The 18,999-nt window shown below is 70.5% G+C and carries 16 protein-coding genes; 6 read left to right on the top strand and 10 right to left on the bottom strand.

From position 1 onward, the window contains the following. Nucleotides 1–106: 106 nt before the first annotated feature. The 3 genes from AB0J80_RS26160 to AB0J80_RS26170 all read left to right on the top strand — a co-directional run bounded on the left by AB0J80_RS26160 (nucleotide 107) and on the right by AB0J80_RS26170 (nucleotide 3,019). Complete coding sequence (locus AB0J80_RS26160; RefSeq protein ID WP_364709747.1) at nucleotides 107–1,180, top strand: NAD-dependent epimerase/dehydratase family protein; 1,074 nt, start codon at nucleotides 107–109, stop codon at nucleotides 1,178–1,180. Further along, nucleotides 1,177–1,983 carry a WecB/TagA/CpsF family glycosyltransferase gene (locus AB0J80_RS26165; protein ID WP_364709875.1) on the top strand — a complete coding sequence of 269 codons (807 nt, stop codon included), beginning with the start codon at nucleotides 1,177–1,179 and terminating at the stop codon, nucleotides 1,981–1,983. Before AB0J80_RS26160 ends, AB0J80_RS26165 begins: the two co-directional genes overlap by 4 nt. Before the next feature lie 364 nt (nucleotides 1,984–2,347). Next, on the top strand, nucleotides 2,348–3,019 hold the full coding sequence (locus tag AB0J80_RS26170; RefSeq protein ID WP_364709750.1) for a hypothetical protein: 672 nt from the start codon (nucleotides 2,348–2,350) through the stop codon (nucleotides 3,017–3,019). Between the two features lie 45 nt (nucleotides 3,020–3,064). Here AB0J80_RS26170 and AB0J80_RS26175 read toward each other — a convergent pair whose 3' ends face one another. The 3 genes from AB0J80_RS26175 to AB0J80_RS26185 form a co-directional block, all read right to left on the bottom strand. Then, a complete protein-coding gene (locus AB0J80_RS26175) occupies nucleotides 3,065–3,514 on the bottom strand; it encodes a hypothetical protein (protein ID WP_364709751.1) in 450 nt (149 codons plus the stop codon). 544 nt (nucleotides 3,515–4,058) lie between these two features. Then, on the bottom strand, nucleotides 4,059–4,283 hold the full coding sequence (locus AB0J80_RS26180) for a DUF397 domain-containing protein (protein ID WP_364709753.1): 225 nt from the start codon (nucleotides 4,281–4,283) through the stop codon (nucleotides 4,059–4,061). After that, the gene (locus AB0J80_RS26185) at nucleotides 4,247–5,128 is read right to left on the bottom strand and encodes a helix-turn-helix transcriptional regulator (RefSeq protein ID WP_364709878.1); all 882 of its coding nucleotides are present in this window, start codon (nucleotides 5,126–5,128) and stop codon (nucleotides 4,247–4,249) included. Before AB0J80_RS26185 ends, AB0J80_RS26180 begins: the two co-directional genes overlap by 37 nt. Nucleotides 5,129–5,578: 450 nt before the next feature. Here AB0J80_RS26185 and AB0J80_RS26190 point away from each other — a divergent pair, with 450 nt between their 5' ends. After that, a complete protein-coding gene (locus AB0J80_RS26190; RefSeq protein ID WP_364709756.1) occupies nucleotides 5,579–5,878 on the top strand; it encodes a hypothetical protein in 300 nt (99 codons plus the stop codon). 249 nt (nucleotides 5,879–6,127) lie between these two features. On the opposite strand, the gene AB0J80_RS26195 is transcribed toward AB0J80_RS26190, so the two are convergent. After that, nucleotides 6,128–6,982, bottom strand: coding sequence for a PASTA domain-containing protein (locus AB0J80_RS26195; RefSeq protein ID WP_364709759.1), 855 nt, complete (start codon nucleotides 6,980–6,982; stop codon nucleotides 6,128–6,130). A gap of 189 nt (nucleotides 6,983–7,171) precedes the next feature. Here AB0J80_RS26195 and AB0J80_RS26200 point away from each other — a divergent pair, with 189 nt between their 5' ends. After that, the gene (locus tag AB0J80_RS26200) at nucleotides 7,172–8,995 is read left to right on the top strand and encodes a Hansenula MRAKII killer toxin-resistant protein 1 (RefSeq protein ID WP_364709762.1); all 1,824 of its coding nucleotides are present in this window, start codon (nucleotides 7,172–7,174) and stop codon (nucleotides 8,993–8,995) included. Here AB0J80_RS26200 and AB0J80_RS26205 read toward each other — a convergent pair. Further along, nucleotides 8,992–10,503: a glutamate-cysteine ligase family protein gene (locus tag AB0J80_RS26205; protein ID WP_364709764.1), complete on the bottom strand. Its 1,512-nt coding sequence runs from the start codon at nucleotides 10,501–10,503 to the stop codon at nucleotides 8,992–8,994. The genes AB0J80_RS26200 and AB0J80_RS26205 overlap by 4 nt on opposite strands. 208 nt (nucleotides 10,504–10,711) lie before the next feature. Beyond that, the gene (locus AB0J80_RS26210; RefSeq protein ID WP_364709767.1) at nucleotides 10,712–11,293 is read right to left on the bottom strand and encodes a YceI family protein; all 582 of its coding nucleotides are present in this window, start codon (nucleotides 11,291–11,293) and stop codon (nucleotides 10,712–10,714) included. Nucleotides 11,294–11,386: 93 nt separating this feature from the next. Here AB0J80_RS26210 and AB0J80_RS26215 point away from each other — a divergent pair, with 93 nt between their 5' ends. Beyond that, nucleotides 11,387–11,881 carry a MarR family transcriptional regulator gene (locus tag AB0J80_RS26215; RefSeq protein ID WP_364709770.1) on the top strand — a complete coding sequence of 165 codons (495 nt, stop codon included), beginning with the start codon at nucleotides 11,387–11,389 and terminating at the stop codon, nucleotides 11,879–11,881. 268 nt (nucleotides 11,882–12,149) lie between these two features. On the opposite strand, the gene AB0J80_RS26220 is transcribed toward AB0J80_RS26215, so the two are convergent. From AB0J80_RS26220 to AB0J80_RS26235, 4 genes are all read right to left on the bottom strand, one after another. Next, nucleotides 12,150–14,597, bottom strand: a complete 2,448-nt coding sequence (locus AB0J80_RS26220; RefSeq protein ID WP_364709773.1) for a helix-turn-helix domain-containing protein — start codon at nucleotides 14,595–14,597, stop codon at nucleotides 12,150–12,152. Nucleotides 14,598–14,711: 114 nt separating this feature from the next. Beyond that, on the bottom strand, nucleotides 14,712–15,869 hold the full coding sequence (locus AB0J80_RS26225; RefSeq protein WP_364709775.1) for an acyl-CoA dehydrogenase family protein: 1,158 nt from the start codon (nucleotides 15,867–15,869) through the stop codon (nucleotides 14,712–14,714). Nucleotides 15,870–15,894: 25 nt separating this feature from the next. Then, nucleotides 15,895–17,421, bottom strand: a complete 1,527-nt coding sequence (locus AB0J80_RS26230; RefSeq protein ID WP_364709778.1) for an acyl-CoA carboxylase subunit beta — start codon at nucleotides 17,419–17,421, stop codon at nucleotides 15,895–15,897. A gap of 251 nt (nucleotides 17,422–17,672) precedes the next feature. Next, complete coding sequence (locus AB0J80_RS26235) at nucleotides 17,673–18,845, bottom strand: chaplin family protein (RefSeq protein ID WP_364709780.1); 1,173 nt, start codon at nucleotides 18,843–18,845, stop codon at nucleotides 17,673–17,675. Nucleotides 18,846–18,999 lie beyond the last annotated feature (154 nt).

Genomic DNA, 18,999 nt, shown 5'->3' on the forward strand with positions numbered 1-18,999 from the left:
TCCGGCGGGTGGGGTGGGCTCGTTTGGGTGAATCGGGGTGGGGCGGGTGGGGGGCGTTATGCTCGCGTCTGGCTTTTTGGATCCGAGACCTCTGGAGAGTTTGCTCGTGGCCGTTGCTCTGGTAACCGGATCAGGTGGTCTTATCGGGTCCGAGGCGGTGCGGCACTTCGCCGGCCTGGGGCTTGACGTGGTCGGGATCGACAACGACATGCGGCAGGAGTTCTTCGGGCCCGAGGCGTCCACTGCGTGGAACGTGCAGCGGTTGACGGCTGATCTCGGGAGTGCGTACGAGCATCACGGGGTCGACATCCGCGACCGGGACGCGGTGGGGCGGATCTTCCAGCGGTACGGCAAGGACATCGCTGTGGTGATCCACGCGGCGGCGCAGCCCTCGCACGACTGGGCGGTGCGGGACCCGTACACGGACTTCGATGTCAATGCGGGCGGCACGCTGACGATGCTGCAGAACACGCGGGAGCACTGCATCGAGGCGCCGTTCATCCACTGCTCGACCAACAAGGTGTACGGGGACACCCCGAACCGGTTGCCGCTCGTCGAGCAGGAGACGCGGTGGGAGCTCGACCCCGCACATCCGTACTACGAGGGCATCACCGAGGACATGTCGATCGACGCGTGTCTTCACTCGATCTTCGGTGCGTCGAAGGTGGCGGCCGACGTGATGGCGCAGGAGTACGGCCGGTACTTCGGCATGAAGACCGCGATCTTCCGGGGTGGCACGCTCACCGGGCCGGCGCATTCCGCGACCGAGCTGCACGGCTTCCTCGGGTACGTGATGCGCGCCAACATGGAGCGCCGGACGTACCGGATCTTCGGCTACAAGGGCAAGCAGGTGCGCGACGCCATCCACAGCCACGACGTGCTCAGCGCGTTCGAGGCGTTCTTCCGCAACCCGGGCTCGGCGAAGGTGTACAACCTCGGCGGCGGGCGGCACTCGAACTGCTCGAACCTCGAGGCGTTCGCACTCGCCGAGAAGATCAGTGGCACGCCGATGATCACCGAGTACGTGGACGACAACCGGATCGGCGACCACCAGTGGTGGATCGGCTCGATGGCCGCCTTCCAGGCCGACTACCCGGAATGGAAGCAGGTCTACGACGTGCCGATGATCCTCCAGGAGATCTACGAGGCGAACGTCGACAAGTGGGTCCCGGCGAAATGATCGACCAGGGCAAGCGCAACGTCCTCGGCGTCCTCGTCGACGCCGTGGACTACGACGCCGCCACCGCGAAGATCATTGACGCGGCGCTGGAGCGCCGGCACTACGCCGTGACGGCGCTCGCGGTGCACGGCGTGATGACCGGCGTGCAGGACCCGGCGCACAACGCGCGGCTCAACTCCTTCGACCTGGTGACGCCGGACGGTCAGCCCGTACGCGGAGCCTTGAACCTGGTCCACCACGCCGGTCTGGCCGACCGCGTCTACGGCCCGGAGCTGACCCTGCGGGTGTTGCGCCAGGCGGCGGCCGAAGGCCTGCCGGTCTACCTGTACGGGTCCACGCAGCCGACCCTCGACAAGCTGGTCCCGGCGCTGGAGCGGATGTTCCCGGCGCTGAAGATCGCCGGTGTCGAGGCGTCGAAGTTCCGCGCCAACCGCCCCGGCGAGGACGTGGAGATCGCCGACCGGATCAAGGCGTCCGGCGCGCGCATCGTCCTGGTCGGCCTCGGTTGCCCCAGGCAGGAGATCTGGGCGTACGCGATGCGCCCGCTCCTGGACATGCCGCTGCTCGCCGTCGGCGCGGCGTTCGACTACCACGCGGGCCTGCTGAAGAACCCGCCGGCGTGGATGCAGAAGTACGCGCTCGAATGGCTGTGGCGCCTCGGCCTGGAACCGAAGCGGCTGTGGAAGCGGTATGTGCTGCTGAACCCGGCGTATGTCTCGCGTCTCGCCGCGCAGAAGTCCGGCCTGTGGAAGGCGAAGCCGCCGGCCGCCACGGACGAGCCGGTCACGAGCTTCGCGGTCTGAGGATCCCGTTTCGCCTGCCCTTTGAGGCAGACTCTCCGCTGATGGTTGCCCTGCAGGCGGCGGGCGGTGCCGGGACCCCGCCGTGCCGTCGAGGGGATCCCGGCCGACCTCCCCAGGTCGAGCCCGTCGCCGCGGCGCACGAAGGCCTCGGATCCGTCGCGAGGCCGGAACGTCACCGGGCGTCTGACACCCGACATTAGGACAACCGTCACGGCGGCAACAGTGGGCATTGTCCGCTTCGCCCATTGGAATGAGTGCATGCAGTAACGCGCTGGGGACGGTTAGTCACCGCCATACCCCTACGGGTCGCCGCTCCGGTGATATCCCGGTTTTGCGGGTTGCGCGGGAGGTGAAGGCTGTCGATGTGAACACCACGACGGACCTCATCCTCATCGGCGCGCTCGCCGCGGTCTGGCTCACCGCCGGCCTGCTCGCCGATGCGCTCCCGGTCGCCCGTACGGCCCGCGAGCTCCGGCGCCGCGCCCGGGCGCTGTCCACGGTGGTCGGTGCGGGCGTCGCGGTGTTCCTCGCCGTGCCGATCGTCACCGCCCTGAGCTCGGGCGAGTCGGCTGCTCCGGCGGCCGCGCTCTTCCCGGCCGTACCGGCGGTCCTCGTGGTCACCGTGACCGCGCGCCGCCTGACCCGCATCCGTCAGGGCGCCGGGGCGTTCGCCACCGCCCCGATGGCACCGGCACCGCCCGCGCTGGTGGCCGCGGCGGCTCACCCGCTGCTCGCCACTCCGCTGCAGGTCACCGGGCTCGCCGCGCTGATCGGCGTACCGGTGGCTGCGGGTCTCGTCGAGGTGCCCGGCGCCGACGTCGCCGGCATTGCGGTCACCGTGGCGGCGGTCGTCGTTCTGGTGCTGGCCGTGCGGCATGCCGTCCGGCACAGCCGGCTGAACCTGGCGGTGCTCGCGCCTCTCGGCCGTGGCCGGGTCCGGCCGGCGATGCAGTCCCGGACAGAGGCTTACGCCGCACTTCCGGAGGAGACCGCCGTGTCGACGCCCGCCGTCCACGAGGTCGACCTGGCTGCCTGACCTGGTGAACCGGCGCCGCCACGACGGTTCACCAGGTCGAGGCTGCTAGCGCTTTGCTTCCTGCACGTAGAGAAGCTCGAGGATCGAACGGGCGGCCTCGAACCAGCGGTCGAGCCACTCCGACGGCGGCAGGGTGCCTCGCGCCGGAAGCTCGAGCAGCAGGCCGCGCAGCAGCGGGTGGTCCGCCATCGACTGCGACGGCGCGGCTTCGACCCAGCCGCCCGGCGAGAACACCGGCTCGGTCAGGCCCTGCATGTCCAGGGACGGCAGCTTCGCCGCGCGGTCCAGGGCGCTGGTCGGCTCGATCGGCGTACGGGTCGGCAGGCCGGAGGAGGACAGGCTCGGCCCGCTGCCCCGCGCCACCAGTTCGCCGTCGCCGGTCTCCGCGGCCAGCGCCGCTTCGCGCCGGTTCTGCCGGTACGCGCTCACGCCTCCGCTGAACCGGTCCTGCGCGGTGGGAGATCCGTTGCTCAGGTTGTCGGAACCAATCGTCATGTTCTCGCCTTGCCTCGCTCGTTGAGTTGGCCCTACCCGCACCGTCACGCGAGGGGGACGGTCAGCCGTACGGGCAAAACAGCGGTACGCCGGCGCGGTCCGGCCCGCGCTTAAGGCGTTCAACGAGGCGACTCCCCGAGGGGCGACGGTACAAATCCGGCGAAATGCGACGGGCTCGGGTCGGCGGAGGCGCTGCCGGGTCATCGCCCGACACCGCTGACCTGCCCCACTCGGACCGTTCGGGCACGGCGACGACGTTCGGACGGCGAACAGAACGGCGCTCGGAAAAGCAACGTTCGCGGGCCGACAGACCTCGGATGGTGGTTCAGCGAACTGGCCGCCAGCGAGAAGGACGTGACATGACGTGCCGAACGAACTGGCCGCCGCCGGTGCGGGCGGCGGCCAGTCCGGCCGTACCTGAATCGGGTGGTCCGGCTTCCCGGCCCGGACCTGTATCTTCCCGGCGGCGTCGCCGGATCTCGCGAGGGCGACCTCCTGCCGACCTGCGGCGGCCGCGGTCCGATCGGAATCCCCGGTATTCGTGCTAGAGGTCGAACTCGCCGTCTTTGGCGCCGCCCACGAAGGCGTCCCATTCGTCGGCGGTGAAGATCAGTGCGGGTCCCGTCGGGTTCTTCGAGTCACGGACGGCGATGGCCTGGTCGACGAACGCCACCTCGACGCAGTTGTCGCAGTTGGGGCCGCTGCGCGTGCTCTTGAACCACCGAGCGTGGCTCAGATCGATCCGGAAACCCTTGGTCTCGACTTCCACAATGGCTCCTCTGCCAGCATTACGATCATGTTCCTGGACTCCTCCGGTGAGAGGGCCGTCGCCCGGATGGTGTCGAAGATGGAGTTGTACTTGCGGAGTTCGTCGGTCTTCTCCAGGAACAGCCCGCCGGTCGCGTTCTCGGCGAACACCACGTTCGGGTCCTCGGCATCAGGAAAGTCGAGGATCGCGAACGTGCCGTCCATGCCGGCGTGGGCTCCCACCGCGAACGGCAGGATCTGGAGGGTCACGTTCGGCAGCTCGGTCATCTCGGCCAGGCGCAGCAATTGATCGCGCATGACCTCGTCGCCGCCGACCGGCCGGCTCAGCACCGCCTCATCGAGCACCACCCAAAGATCGATCGGATCGTCCTGAATCAATAACGCTTGGCGAGCCATTCGGACGCGTACCCGCTGCTCGATTTCTTGCTCGCTGTCACCCAGTCGAGCGGCCCGAATCATCGCAATTGCATACTTGTCGGTCTGCAACAGTCCGGGCACCACCTGCTGCTCGTACGCCCGGATGGATTTCGCCGCCGCCTCGAGTCCGACATAAGCGCCGGTGAGCACCGTGCTGAACGGGTGCCACCATCCCTTTTGCCGGGCTTCCCGCGCAATCTGTACCAATTCGTCGGACTCCACACCGGCCACGCCGTAAATGTCCAACATGTCCTTTACATCGCGAGGCGTGGCGCTCGTGTGGCCGGTCTCGATGCGCGACACTTTGGACGGTGAGCAGCCCAGCCGGTCGGCGACCACGTCAATCGTCACGCCGGCGGCGTCGCGGTATCTGCGCAGCTCAGCGCCGAGTCGGCGGCGACGGATGGTGGGGCTGCGGCGCGGGTTCACGCGGACCTCCGGGGGCGCGGCGGAAACGGCGAGATGCTCCGCCCTACGGTGTTTGTCGCTTCCAGTCTCCCTGTTGATCTCTTGATCCTTCAAGCGTCGACAGTGATCACTTGGTCACGTACGGCTGACATGCAACTTGCATCGATCCGAGGCGTGGTGCAATCTTTCGGTATGGCCGGCGTCACTTAAAGTTCCCAGCGGCGTTGCCCAGCCCGACAGACCGCACCGAAGCGCGCCGATTGCGGGGGTCGGCTCCAACCGAATGTCCTACGTGGACTTTACGAAGTCGCGGGGTCCTGGCGGGGGCCGACGGCGGCGTTACGGCACCGTTGTGAGGATTGGCATCCTCACGATGTTGCCAAGGCGTACGAGCCGGGCACACTGGAGCATCTGTGTTCACTGTGCGGCAAATCGGTGTTTGCCCCGAGACTGTTCAGGACAGGAGTTGACGTGCTTCCTCGGTCCGGCGATGTCATACACGTGACGAAGGCGGCGAGCGTCCAATTCTCATCGCCGATGATTTTCCGGGTGATCCGCGTTCATGACTGGCCGACGTACGAGGGCTGGATCTGGCTCGACGGCTACGAGCTCAACGCGTCGGGTGACGCGGTCGAACGCCGATCCATCTTCGTGCAGGTCAGCGGCCTTCGCCAGGTCGGCAAGGCACCGGACCCCCGCACCCGCAACGCCCGCCAGCCGGGCCTGACCTCGGGCACCATCCCCGCCCGGGCCATGCGCGCCAATCGCTGACGGGTCGACGCGGCGGCGAGCACCCGACGACGGTCCGCGCCGGGGGCATGCCCCACTCCGCGCCAGAACGGGACAACCCCCCCCAGGGCGGCCGGCGACGTCGCACCATCGGTCGGCGCAATCCACTCCATGCCGCCGACCCGCGGAACCCGGCCCGGCAGAAGATCCTGCCGGCGCACACCGACACGGGTCCGCGACATGACCCACAGCCACCCGACCGGGTGAGGCTCAGGATCGCTGCCTGCCTGGTCAGTCCGGGTCCACGCCCGCGGGCGGCGTCGTCGAGGCAGTCGGCGTGGTGGCCGTCGACTCGGCCGCGACGATCAGGTTGACCACCGTGTCACCGGGCACCTGCTGTCCCTCGACCGGGTCGCTGCCGATCACGGTTCCGGGAGGCGCCTCGGTGCTCGCCACGTACCGCAGGCGGTAGTTCAGTCCCGTACGGTTGAGCGCCGCCCGGGCCTCCTCGAGCGACAGCCCGCGTAGCGCCGGAATGGTGACGTCTTTCGGGGGAGCCGGCGGGGAGCTCGTCGGCTCGGTCGTGGTCGGAGCCGTCGTCGGCGGCTCGGAGGTGGGCTGAGAGGTGGGCTCGGTCGTCCGCGCGGGGGCCGCCGAGGCCGGCACCACCGGAGCCGGCGTCTCCTCGTCGTCGCCGGTGGACTGCAGGATCAGATAGATTCCCCAGCTCAGCACGCCCAGCAACAGCAGGGCCACGATGCCCACGGCGATCGGCGTCCACCAGCGGCCGCGCGGCTCGTCGGCGGGGACCGCGGCCCAGTCCGTACGGGTGGAATCTGCACCCGGCCGGGGCGGCCGGACTCCGGCGCGGCCCGCCCACACCTGGTCCTCGTCCGCCCAGTTGTGGTTCTCGCCGGCTGAATAGACGGCGGTGGCGTCGGGCTGAGGGGGCCGGCCGGTCACCTGGGTCGCGTCATCGGCGGCCGGAAGCAGTTCCGTCCGGTCGGCATCGCCCGCGTGCCGGGGCATCGGGCGGGTCGCCGCGTCGTCGGCGTCCCCCGATCGGGGGCCACCATTCGGGTGTTTTCGGCCCTCGCCGGAGGATTCATCGCGGAAAGGGAAGAACTCGCCGGTGTCGTCGGACATCGCCGTACCCTTTCGCTCGCCTCGTCCCACAGACGTCAACTTAGCCAGTGAGGATTGTTCGCGACGGTGGAGGCTTTTGCGTCACTCCCACGCCAAGCGCACCTCATGGTAGGTCGCGAACAAGCCTCAATCTTTAAGGATCCGCTCATCGATTCGCAGGCATGGTCCCGCCCGGCTACAGTGCCCCGCATGGCCGCGAGGGGCTGGACAGCGCAGGTGGCAGCCGCGGCCGGAGTGGCCGCGGGGACGGGTGCTGCCCAGCTCGGTCTCGGCTACGGGCTCGGCGTGGTGGTGTGGCCGGCCGGCGTCGCGGACGGTGACGACGTGTGGCTGGGCAGCCTCGGCTGGGCCACCTGGATCGCGGCGAGCGCGACCGTGTTCGGCGCGGTCATCGCGGGGCGGCTCGGCCGGGCGGTGGGCGGACCATGGCGCTTCGCGCTGGCGGCGTCCGCGGCGGTCGGTGCCCTGCTGACGGTCGCGCTGATCGCGCTTCCCGCCCGGGATTCGGTACGCCCGGACACGTTCTCCCCCGAGACGGTCGCCGGCGGGTACGCGGTGGCCGGCGTCCTGGTGGGACTCGTGATCGCGTACTGGGCGGTGGTCTCGAGGCCGGTCGCCGCCAACCTCATCGCGACGGCGGCGTGGCTCTGGGCCCTGGCCGTCGCGGCGATCGTGGCCGACGTGGTGTGGCACCGGCCCACCGCCACCTACCTGTCGAGCTGGCAGTTCGCCTCGGCGGACGGCGGCCACGGCACGATCCACTGGCCCAGTGCCCTGCTCACGCTGCTGGCGGCGTTCGCGCTGGGGGTGGTCGGCGCCTGGCCGGCCGCCCGCCGGGGTGACCTGGGCGTGGGCGCGGCGACGTCGGGCGCGGTGGGACCGCTGCTGATGGCGGCCGCGTTCTTCGTGCTCGCGCCGCAGTTGACGCCCGCCCTGGGCTCGCTCGGATCGGCCTACCTCATCGCGCCGTACGCCGTGCTGACCGGCCTCGCCGGTTCCGCCGCGACGATCTCCCTGGCTCAGCAGCGCGCGGCCCGCCGGACGGCACGAACGGTCGGGCAAGGGGTGGCGACGGTGCCGGCGCCCCGCTCCGCACCGGGCCGCCCGGCAGCCGGCAAGGCGAGCGCGACGGGCGGACAAGCACCGGGCCGACACGCACCGGGCAAGCCGGTAGCCGGCAAGCAGACACCACTCAAACCGGCAGCGGGCAAGCGGGCAGCGGGCAAGGCGGCAGCGGGCGAGCCGGCGACGGCTGCCACAGCAGGTCCGGGCGGGAAGCAGGGAGCAGGTCCAGCCGGCCCCGCCAGATCGAAGACACCCGGCGCAGGGGCCGAGCCGCCCACCGGCGAGGACGCCGAAGCGACTCAGAAGCCGGCAGGTCGGCCGTCCCTGCTCAGCCGGTTCCGACGGAAGCGGTCGGACGACACCGGCGCTGCCGTAGTGGCGACCGGAAGAGCGCAGGCCCCGCCGCCGGCGCAGCGGTCCGGACCGGGTGCCTCCGATGGGTCCGCGGCGACTTCGGGGCCGGAGAAGAACCGGCCGACGCCCGGGAAACCCGAGTCCAGGCCGGCATCAGCCGGAGCGGTCCCAGCGAAGGCCCAGCCCAAGCCGGCCGGGGCTGTCCCGGCGAAAGCTCAGCCCAAGCCGACACGAGCCGAACCCAAGCCCACCGGGACCGTGCCGCCGCGAGCCGAACCGAAACCCACCGGGACCGTGCCACCGCGAGCCGAACCGAAACCCACCGGCGCCATGCCGCCGCGAGCCGAACCCAAGCCGACCGGCGCCGTCGCCGCACGCGCCGAGAACAGGCCGCCCGGGGCGGTCTCGGCGCGAGCAGCGGCCCAGCCCCCCGGTCCCGGTGAACCGCCGAAGCGGGAGACGGTGGCCCGGCCGCCCGCCAGCCCGACCGTGGCGAAGATCAATCCGCCGGCGGCCGGCAGCACGTCGCCCGCCAAGAAGGCTGCGGGACGGAAGGCGTCCCCGCCCAGGAAGACCCCGCCGGACCCGTCCTAGTCGATCGGCCAGGTGTGCACCGGCTCGTTCGTTCGCTGGTGGGCGCTGTATCGCAGCAGCATGTCGTGCAACGCCGCGTATCGGTCGAGGCCGCGGTGGTGTTCGGCGTGCCAGACCGCCTCGGTCTGCCAGGTCGCTCCGTTGCGGCCGGTGCGGCAGCGGTCGTCGATGATGCCGAGCAGCCGGTCGCGGTGGCGCGCGTGGACGCCGAACTTCGCCAGGCCCTGGTGTGCCTTCGAGAGCAGCACGTCGCGGACGAGGTCGGTGACGGGGCTCTCGCCCGTACCCGGCCAATGGATTGTGGTTTCCATGCCTCGCCGGGCGGCCGCGTGGAAGTTGTCCTCGGCCGCCGCGAACGTGAGCCGGGACCAGACCGGCCTTTCCTCCTCCGCGAGCTGGCGGGTCAGCCCGAAGTAGAAAGCGGCGTTGGCCAGCATGTCGACCACGGTGGGGCCGGCCGGCAGCACCCTGTTCTCGACGCGGAGGTGGGGACGGCCGTTCATCACGTCGTAGACCGGGCGGTTCCACCGGTAGACCGTGCCGTTGTGGAGGCGCAGCTCACCGAGGTGCGGTACGCCGCCCTGCTCGAGCACCGCGACCGGGTCCTCGTCGTCGAGGATCGGCAGCAGCGGCGGAAAGTAGCGGACGTTCTCCTCGAAGAGGTCGAAGACCGACGTGATCCAGCGCTCCCCGAACCAGACGCGGGGGCGTACGCCCTGCGCCTTGAGCTCGTCCGGCCTGGTGTCCGTGGCCTGCTCGAACAGTGCGATGCGGGTCTCCGCCCACAGCTGCCGCCCGTGCAGGTACGGCGAGTTCGCCCCGATCGCCACCTGGATCGCCGCCACGGCCTGGGAGGCGTTCCAGTACGCGGCGAACCTGTCCGGTGGCACCTGCATGTGGAACTGCACACTCGTGCACGCGGCCTCGGGCGCGATCGAGTCGTTGGCCGTCTGCAGGCGCTCGACGCCGCGGATGTCCACACTGAACTGTTCGCCGCGCGCGCCGACGATCTGGTCGTTGAGGGCTCGGTAGCGCTCGTTGGCCGAGAGGTTGGCGAGGACGAGGTGGTCCGGTGTGAGGGTGGGCAGGCTGCCGATGAGCACGATGGTGGCGTCGGACTTGCCGGCCCGGTCGTCGGCGCGGCCGAGGCTTTCCAGCAGGTCCTGCTCGTAGTCGGCGAAGCCGTCGCCGCAGATCATCCGGGGCCGGGCGTTGAGCTCGAGGTTGAACTGGCCCAGCTCGGTCTGGAAGGTCGGATCGGCGAGGTTGGCGAGGATCTCGGCGTTGCGCATGGCGGGTTCGGCGTCGGCGTCCATGAGGTTGAGCTCGATCTCGAGGCCGGTCATGCGGCTGTCGCTGTCGAACGTGACCGGGCCGGAGGGGCCGTCCTCCGGCTCCTCGCCGCGGTCCAGCATCAGTGCCAGGACGTCGAGGCAGCGGCGAACCTTCCGCCGGTAGCGGATCCGGTCCTCGTTGGAGAAAACGGCACCGGACAGGTCCTTACCCATCGATCCTCCTGGCACGTTCGCGTGACGCTCTCACGTTAAGGGGACCCGGTAACCGTGGCCAGGGACGAAACGGACATACATCAGCGCTTAGTGAGCGTTCGGGAGCGCTCGGTCCACCATCGCACTCCGGCGCCGCGCCCGCCAGGGGAGCGCAGAACGAGAGGCGCCACCCGGGTGCGGGTGGCGCCTCTCGCGAAGACTCTGCGGGTCAGGCCTGCCGGATGGCCTCGCCCTCGATCTCGATCTTGACCTTCTTGCCGATCATGACGCCGCCGGACTCGAGGGCCATGTTGTAGGTCAGGCCCCAGTCCTCCCGGTCGATCTCGGTGGTCGCGCTGAAACCGAAGACCTGCTGACCGTACGGGCTGACGGCCGCGCCCTCGAACTCGACGAGCAGCTCGACCGGCCGGGTGACGTCCTTGATCGTGAGCTCGCCGTCGAGCACGAACTCGTTGCCGTCGAACGACTTGATGCCGGTGCTGCGGAACTCCATGGTCGGGTACTTCTCCGCCTCGAAGAAGTCACCGGTGCGCAGGTGGTTGTCGCGGTCCGCCTGACCGGTGTGCACGCTCGCGGTCTGGATCGTGGCGGAGACCGAGGACTCGAGCGGGTTCTCGGCGATGGTGATGGTGGCGGAGGCCTCGGCGAAGTTGCCACGGACCTTGCTGACCATGAGGTGGCGCACCACGAAGCCGACCCGCTTGTGCGCGGCGTCGAGCTCATAGGTGCCGGCGGCCGGGATCTGCAGACCCTGGAACTCGCGGGTGCCAGCGGCGGCGGTGTCGGTCATGACGGGTGTCCTCTCGGGGCGTTGCCGGTTCGTTGTCTGACGTAGCAACTATATCTCAAGCAATATTCCCCGTGTCAAGTGCCTGCTGGTAGCATGGGGGACGTGGGTACCGACTTCGACGATCCGCGGTTCACCGCCTTCGGCCTCTTCGCCGAGGCGTACACCGGCCTGACCAACCGTTTCGCCGCCCAGCTCGATGAGCACCGGCTGTCCGGCGTCGAGTTCGAGGTGCTGATGCGGCTGGCCCGATCGCCGCAGAACCGGCTGCGCATGACCGACCTCGCGGGCCAGACGTCGCTCTCCACCAGCGGCGTGACCCGGGTCGTCGACCGCATGGACCGGGAGGGACTGGTCCGGCGCGAGGCCTGCCCCAGCGACCGCCGCAGCTCGTACGCGGTGATCACCCCGGCCGGCCTGGAGCGCCTCGACGAGGTCCTGCCCGGCCACCTCGAGCTCATGCAACGGTGGTTCATCGGCCAGCTCTCCCCCACTCAGCTCGAGCAGCTGATGGAGTCGATGCGCATCATCCGCGACGCGGTGAACCCGTGCGCGACAGCCGGGAGTGACGGCATCAGCACCCATGCGTGAGAACGGCGCCGGACGCCGGGACACGGGCCGCTGAGGAACCGGCAGAACTACCGGCAGAACCGCCGCAACTCCGGGTCGAAACCCGCCTATCCGCACATATCCCCAGGTCTACCCCGCTAGGGTTGATCACCGCAGGGGGACGCGGCGCGGCCGAGGCCGAGGCGAGGCAAACGGGGGAGCCATCGTTCTCGCCGCGTGACCGGGGCGTGGTGACGGTCGGCGTTGTGGGGGGCACGGAAAGCGCCGGCCGTCCGCGCCGCGGTTGCGGTCAGTCGCCCGGCTCGCCGATCAGCTTCCGGTCCCGGGGCAGCAGCGTGATGCCGCCCGTACGGCACATCTCGCTCAGCCGATGCACCACCTTCGCCCGCTGGTCCGGCCCCGACGTGCTGCGGATCAGTCCGACCAGCGCCTCCACGGTGTGCCGGGGGTCGTAGTCACCCTCGTACGCGGCCAGCGCGACCGTGTAACTCTCCACCGCCCGGCGTTCGTCGCCCCGGAGCAGCGCCAACGCCCCCTCCACCAGGGCGACCGGACCGTCGACCGGCACCTGGGCGTCCGAGGGCCGCAGCTCGGCGAGCACCGCCTCGGTCTCCCGCTCCCAGCCTCCCTCGGCCAGCGCCAGGCCGACCGTGGTGAGCACCCGCCGTCGGTGACCCGGGTCCCCGACGTCCTCCAGCTCGGCGATCGCGTGCCGGCCCAGCCGTGCCGCCTCCGCGAAGTGGCCGTCCAGGCGCTCCACCTCGGCGAGGTTGGCGACCGCGACCGCCCGCAGCCGGTGCTCCCCGCACCGGCCGGCCAGCTTGTCCACCTGGGCCAGCCGGGCGCGGGCCGCCGGCAGGTCGCCCTCGCGGATGTCGTGCCAGGCGAGGTTGTTCTCGGCCACCGCCATGTCCCGGATGCGTCCGCTGCGGCGGGCCAGCTCGAGCGCCGCCTCGCCGTGCACGCGGGCCTGGTCGTACGCGTGGGTCGTCATCCACAGGGCGGCCAGCTGGTTGTGGGCGGTCAGCCGGCCGGGCACGTCACCTAGGGCGGTGAACTCCGCGAGCGCCGACTCCGCCGCGTCGATCTCCTCGGCACCCGAGCCGTGTTCCAGCGCCAGCTGCGCCAGTCCGACCTTCGCCCACGCCCGGACCGCCGGATCGGCGTCCGCCGTACGCGGGTCCGCGAGCAACCGCCGCAGCCACTGCCGCCCGGTCACGTCCCGGCCGCGGAACCGCCACCACCGGGGCAGACACGCCGCGAGACGCAGCGCGGTGTGCGGGTCCTCCTTGGCCGCGTACGACAGGGCGGCGCCCAGGTCGCCTGCCACGTCGTCGAGCCGGGCGGCCGCCTCGGCGAGGTGCGCCCCCTTGAGGTCGCGGGCGATGCTCAGCGCCAGCTCGGCCATCACCTCGGCGTGCCGGCGACGGGCCGCGGGCAGGTCGCCCTGGGCCGCCGCCTGTTCGCACGCATAGTCGCCGACCACGTCGAGCAGGCGGAACCGGAAGGCCCGGGCGCCGCGGGCGCTGAGCAGGCCCAGCTCCAGGAACCGGTCGAGCAGGTGAACCACGTCGATCGCCGGGTCGTGGTCGACGATCTGCTCGGCGAGGTCGAGGGACCACCTGTTGCGGAACGTCGCCAGCCGGTGCAACGCCTTCTGTTCCGCAGTGGACAGCAGCCGGTAGCTCGCGGCGACCGCCTCGCGTACCGAGACGACGCCGGTGTCCGTGGGCCCGGCGGGGCGGCCGGACAGGTCGAGCACGCGGTCGCCGTACCGGTCAAGGATCTCGGCGATCGTGAGCACCCGGCCCCGCGCGGCCGCCAGTTCGAGGGCGATGGGGAGGCCGCCGAGGCGGCGGACGAGCGCGGCCAGCGGAGCAACCTCCTCCGGATCGACCGGGGCGCCGCGCACCCGGGCCAGCCGGTCGAGGAACAGCGCCACCGCGGGATAACCGGCCACGTCCGCCAGAGCCGGCCCGGCGTCCGCGGGCGGCGCCTCGAGCGGCGCGACCGGCCACACCCGCTCCGCCGGCAGGCCGATGGGATGCCGGCCGGTGGCCAGGAACCGCAGCGTGGGGTGCTGGGCGAGCAGGCGGCCGAGGGCCTCCGCGAGCGCCTCCGGGGCACGCTCGACGGCGTCGATGAGCAGCAGTGCCGAACGGCCCGCGAAACGCGGCGCGAGATCGTCGGGCCGGCCGACCCCGAAGACCGCCGCCACCCCGCCCAGCACCTCGCCGGTGGTCGAACCGTCGGTGACGACGATGCCGGCGACCCCGCCGGGATGGGCCGCGGCGACCCGGTGCGAGACGCTGAGGGCCAGGCTGGTCTTGCCCACTCCGGCCAGGCCGACGAGCGTGATGCCGCGCGAGCCGTCGCCGGGCGGGTGCGACAGGCGGGTGGCCAGCTCGGCGACGTCGCCGTCGCGGCCGATCAGATCCCCTGCCGGAGGCAGCCGTACGTAACGCGGAGCCGGCGGCGAGAGCGACGACTGACCGCGGGCGGCGGCGAGGAACGCGAGGCGGTCCGCCCCGGCCAGGCCCAACGCCGCGGCGAGCAGCTCGGCCGTGGTGCGCTGCGGCCGCGAGGCCCGGCCGCGCTCGAGGTCGCGCACCGTGCGCACCCCGACCGCCGCTCGGGCAGCGAGCTCTTCCTGCGTCAGCTTCGCCCGCAGCCGGTAGCTGCGCAGCACGGCGTCGAATCCCGGACCTTCGCGGTCCGCCCCGTGATCGGACGTCATGGGTCTGAACCTAGGCAGACACGATGATGAATGCCGAGTTCAACCGGCCGATTGTCGACTAACCGACGCATCCGCCGCCGGATTTGCCGCGGATCCTGCCTCCGCGTCCAAGATCTACAGTCCGAGCCCCCGGGCGACGATCATCCGCTGCACCTCGGAGGTGCCCTCGCCGATCTCGAGGATCTTGGCGTCACGGTAGAAGCGGCCGACCGCCGACTCGTTCATGAAGCCGTAGCCACCGTGGACCTGGGTGGCGTACCGGGCGTTGTCCATCGCGGCCTCGCTCGCGTACAGCTTGGCGAGGGCGGCGTGGTGCTTGAAGTCCTCGCCGGCGAGCATCCGCGCCGCCGCGTCGTAGTAGCCCAGGCGGGCGTTGCGGGCCCGCATCTCCATGTCCGCGATCATGAACTGGACGGCCTGATAGTTGCCGATCGGCTGCCCGAACGCCCGGCGTTCCTTGGCGTACTTCACCGACTCGTCGACACAGCCCTGGGCCAGGCCGGTGGAGAGCGCCGCGATGGCGATCCGTCCCTCGTCCAGGATCCGCAGGAACTGGGCGAAGCCGCGGCCGCGCTCGCCGAGCAGGTTCTCCGCCGGTACGCGGACGTCGTCGAACGCCAGCTCGTGGGTGTCGGAGGCGCACCAGCCGACCTTGGAGTAGCCGGGAGCGACGGTGAAGCCCGGAGTGCCGGACGGGACGATGATCGTGGAGAGCTCCTTGGAGCCGTCCGGCCGCGTCCCGGTCGCCGCCATGACGGTCACCAGGCTGGTGATGTCGGTGCCCGAGTTGGTGATGAACGCCTTGGAGCCGTTGATGACCCACTCGCCCGTCGACTCGTCCAGGACCGCTCGGGTGGTCGTGGCGGCGGCGTCGGAACCCGTACCGGGCTCGGTGAGACCGAACGCGGCCAGGGCGTCGCCGCTGGTCAGCTGCGGGAGCCAGCGGGACTTCTGCTCCGGCGTACCGAAGCGGTAGATCGGCATGGCACCCAGCGAGACGGCCGCCTCCAGGGTGATGGCGACGCTGCTGTCGACCCTCGCGAGCTCCTCGAGGGCCAGGCAGAGGGCGAAGTAGTCACCGCCCATGCCGCCGTGCTCCTCGGCGAACGGGAGCCCGAACAGGCCCATCTTGCCCATCTGCCGGATGAGGTCGTACGGGAAGGTCTTGTGTTCGTAGTGCTCGGCGATGACCGGCGCGACCTGCTCGCGGGCGAAGTCCCGCACGCTCTCGCGCAGCGCCTCCTGCTCCTCGCTGAGCCGGAAGTCGACCATGGCGTGTCCTTTCGGGACGGTTGTTTCAGACGGGAGTGACGCCGTGGCGGCGACGGGAGAAGGTGCGGTCCTTGCCGCGGGCGGCGGTGAACCGCCGGACCAGCTCGCCGCGCAGGTCGCCGGGCTCGACGATGGTGTCGATGACCAGCTCGCTCGCGAGGCGCAGGATGTCGATGTCGCGCTCGTACTCGGCGCGGCGCTCGGCGATGAAGGCGGCGCGGTCCTCCTCGGGCAGCGCCGCGATCTTGTTGGCGTAGACGGCGTTCACGGCCGCCTCCGCGCCCATCACCGCGATCTTGGCGGTGGGCAGGGCGATCGTCGCGTCCGGGTCGAAGCCGGGGCCGGCCATCGCGTACAGGCCGGCGCCGTACGCCTTGCGCACGACGACGCAGATCTTGGGCACGGTGGCCTCGGAGATCGCGGTGATCATCTTGGCGCCGTGCCGGATGATGCCCTGCTTCTCCACGGCCGAGCCGACCATGAACCCGGGCACGTCGGAGAGGAACAGCAGCGGCACGTTGAAGGCGTCGCAGAGCTGCACGAACCGGCTGGCCTTGTCGGCGGAGTCGACGAAGAGCACGCCGCCCTTGAACATCGAGTTGTTGCCGACCACGCCGATGACCTGGCCGTCGAGCCGCGCGAAGCCGATCGTCAGCTCCTTGGCCCACAGCGCCTGGATCTCGAAGAACGAACCCTGGTCGACGATCCCCTTGATGTAGCGGCGCATGTCGAACGCCTGCCGCTCGCTCTCCGGAACCAGCGCGCCGAGATCCACATTGGCCGGTTCGCTCGCCGCCGCGGCGGGCGGCTGCTGGGTGTAGTTCGAGGGCAGATAAGACAGGTACGTGCGCACGACGTCGAGGGCGTCCTGCTCGGTCTTGCACAGGAAGTGACCGACGCCTGACTCCGCGCAGTGCACGCGCGCGCCGCCCATCGCCTCGAGCGTCGTCTTCTCCCCGGTGACCATCTCGACCATGCGGTCCGAGCCGAGGTACATGCTGGCGTTGCCCTCGACCATGGCCACGACGTCACAGAACGCGGGGATGTAAGCGCCGCCCGCGGCCGACGGCCCGAACAGGGCGCAGACCTGCGGGATGGACCCCGACGCCCGGACCTGGTTGTGGAAGATCTTGCCGGCGCCGCGCCGGCCCGGGAACAGGTCGACCTGGTCGGTGATGCGCGCGCCCGCGGAGTCCACGAGATAGACCATCGGTACGCCGGTCGCATACGCCCGCTCGATGATCCGGATGATCTTCTCGACCGTACGGGCGCCCCACGACCCCGCCTTCACGGTGGAGTCGTTGGCCATGACGCACACCTCGCGCCCGTCGATCCGGGCGTTTCCGGTGATCACGCCGTCGGCCGGCAGCCCCTCGGCCAGACTGTTGGCATACAGCCCGTCCTCGACGAACGAACCGTCGTCGACGAGCAGCGCGATCCGCTCGCGCGCGAAGAGCTTGCCCTTCGCGGCGTTGGCGGCGTGGTACTTCTCCGCCCCACCGGCGACCGCCCTCTTGCGCGCCTGCGCCAGCGCCTCCCCGTCGATTGCCACGTGCCCCCCTCGTTCGTCCTGAACGATCGTTAGGCTAGCGCATACCAGACTGTGGGACCAGGGGCTGATCGGCCGGTCCTGCCGGGGGCCGGACATGCGAACGGGAGCCCCCGCACGCTGCGGAGACTCCCGTCCGATTGATGCCGGCGCTGTGGAGGAGCACCGGTTTTCTTCCCTTCATCGACGCCTCGCGGCGCCGCTCGGGTCACGCCCGGGACCGGCGCGACCCGGGCCTGCTGCTGCTCAGGTGATTACTTGAGCAGCTTCTGCACGTCGAGGCCGCCCAGGTTCACGCCACCGGCGTTGCTCAGGTTCTGCGTGAGGCCGTCCACCGCGGTGCCCTCGGTGTTGCTCGCCGCGTGGGCCTTGTGGGCCTTGCGGGGGGCGTCGCCGTAGGTGTGGTCGTCGCCGCCCTGGCTGCCGCCGTCGCCACCGACGTCGTCGCCGTCGTCGTCGCCCGGGTAACCGCCGTTGTCACCGTCGTTGTCGTCGCCGCCCTGGTGGCCGCCGTTGCCCTTGGTGTCGTTCGAGCACGCCGCCGCCGCGTCGGCCACGCCGAGGACCGCGATCGCGTTGCCGCAGACGTTCACCGGGATGGTGATCGGGGCCGCGACCTGGGTGCCGTTCAGGATGCCCACGTTGCCGTTGCTGTCCTGCTTGATGCCGCCGCCCTTGTGGCCCGACTCGTTCTGCGAGGCGCCGGCCGCGTTCGCGACACCCGCCACACTCGCCGCGTTGCCGGTCACGTTGATCGGCGCGTAAACCGGGAGCGCGACCTGCGTGCCGTTGCCAATGCCGACGTTGCCGTTGCTGCCCTGCCAGATGCCACCCTCGGTGGAGTGCCCACCGTTCATGCAGGCGGCCTGAGCGTTGGACAGGCCCAGGATGGCCAGCGAGTTGCCGCAGACGTTGACCGGAACGTTGATCGGCGCGGCGACCTGGGTGCCGTTGCCGATGCCGACGTTGCCGTTCGAGTTCTGGTCGATGCCCTTGCCACCACCGGTGGTCTCGGTGACGCGACCGCTCTCGGTCTTGTTGGTGCCGGTGCCGGCCGCGTGGGCCACACCCAGGACGGAGACGGCGTTGCCCACGACGTTCACGGGCACGTCGACCGGCACGAGGATCTGCGTGCCGTTCAGGATCCCGACGTTGCCGTTCGAGTTCTGGGTGTACTTGCCCTTCTTGCCGCTCTCGACCCAGTTGATGCCCTGGCCCGCGGCGTTCGACTCGCCGGCCACGCCGATCGAGTTGCCGACCACGTTCAGCGGCACGGCGACCTTGGTGAGCACCTGGGTGCCGTTGGCGATGCCGACGTTGCCGTTGCTGTTCTGCGAGACGTCGGCGTGCGCCATGCCCGGGGCGAACAGGAGGGCGCCCGCGGCCAGGACACCGACGCTCAGAGTCTTACGAACCCAAGTCTTCATGGAGAGAAGATGCCTTTCGAAATTGTCAGAAATGGTGAGTCGCGTATTCAATTGAATGGTGCTTCCGGGCGCAGCGGTGCCCTGGCTGTTTTGTACGGCTGCCCTGACCCCGCTCGTCGACGTGCGCCCATTACTGCGTATCGGCGCTTTCGCC

The sequence above is a fragment of the Actinoplanes sp. NPDC049548 genome (genome assembly GCF_040676695.1).
Classification (GTDB): Bacteria; Actinomycetota; Actinomycetes; order Mycobacteriales; family Micromonosporaceae; genus Actinoplanes.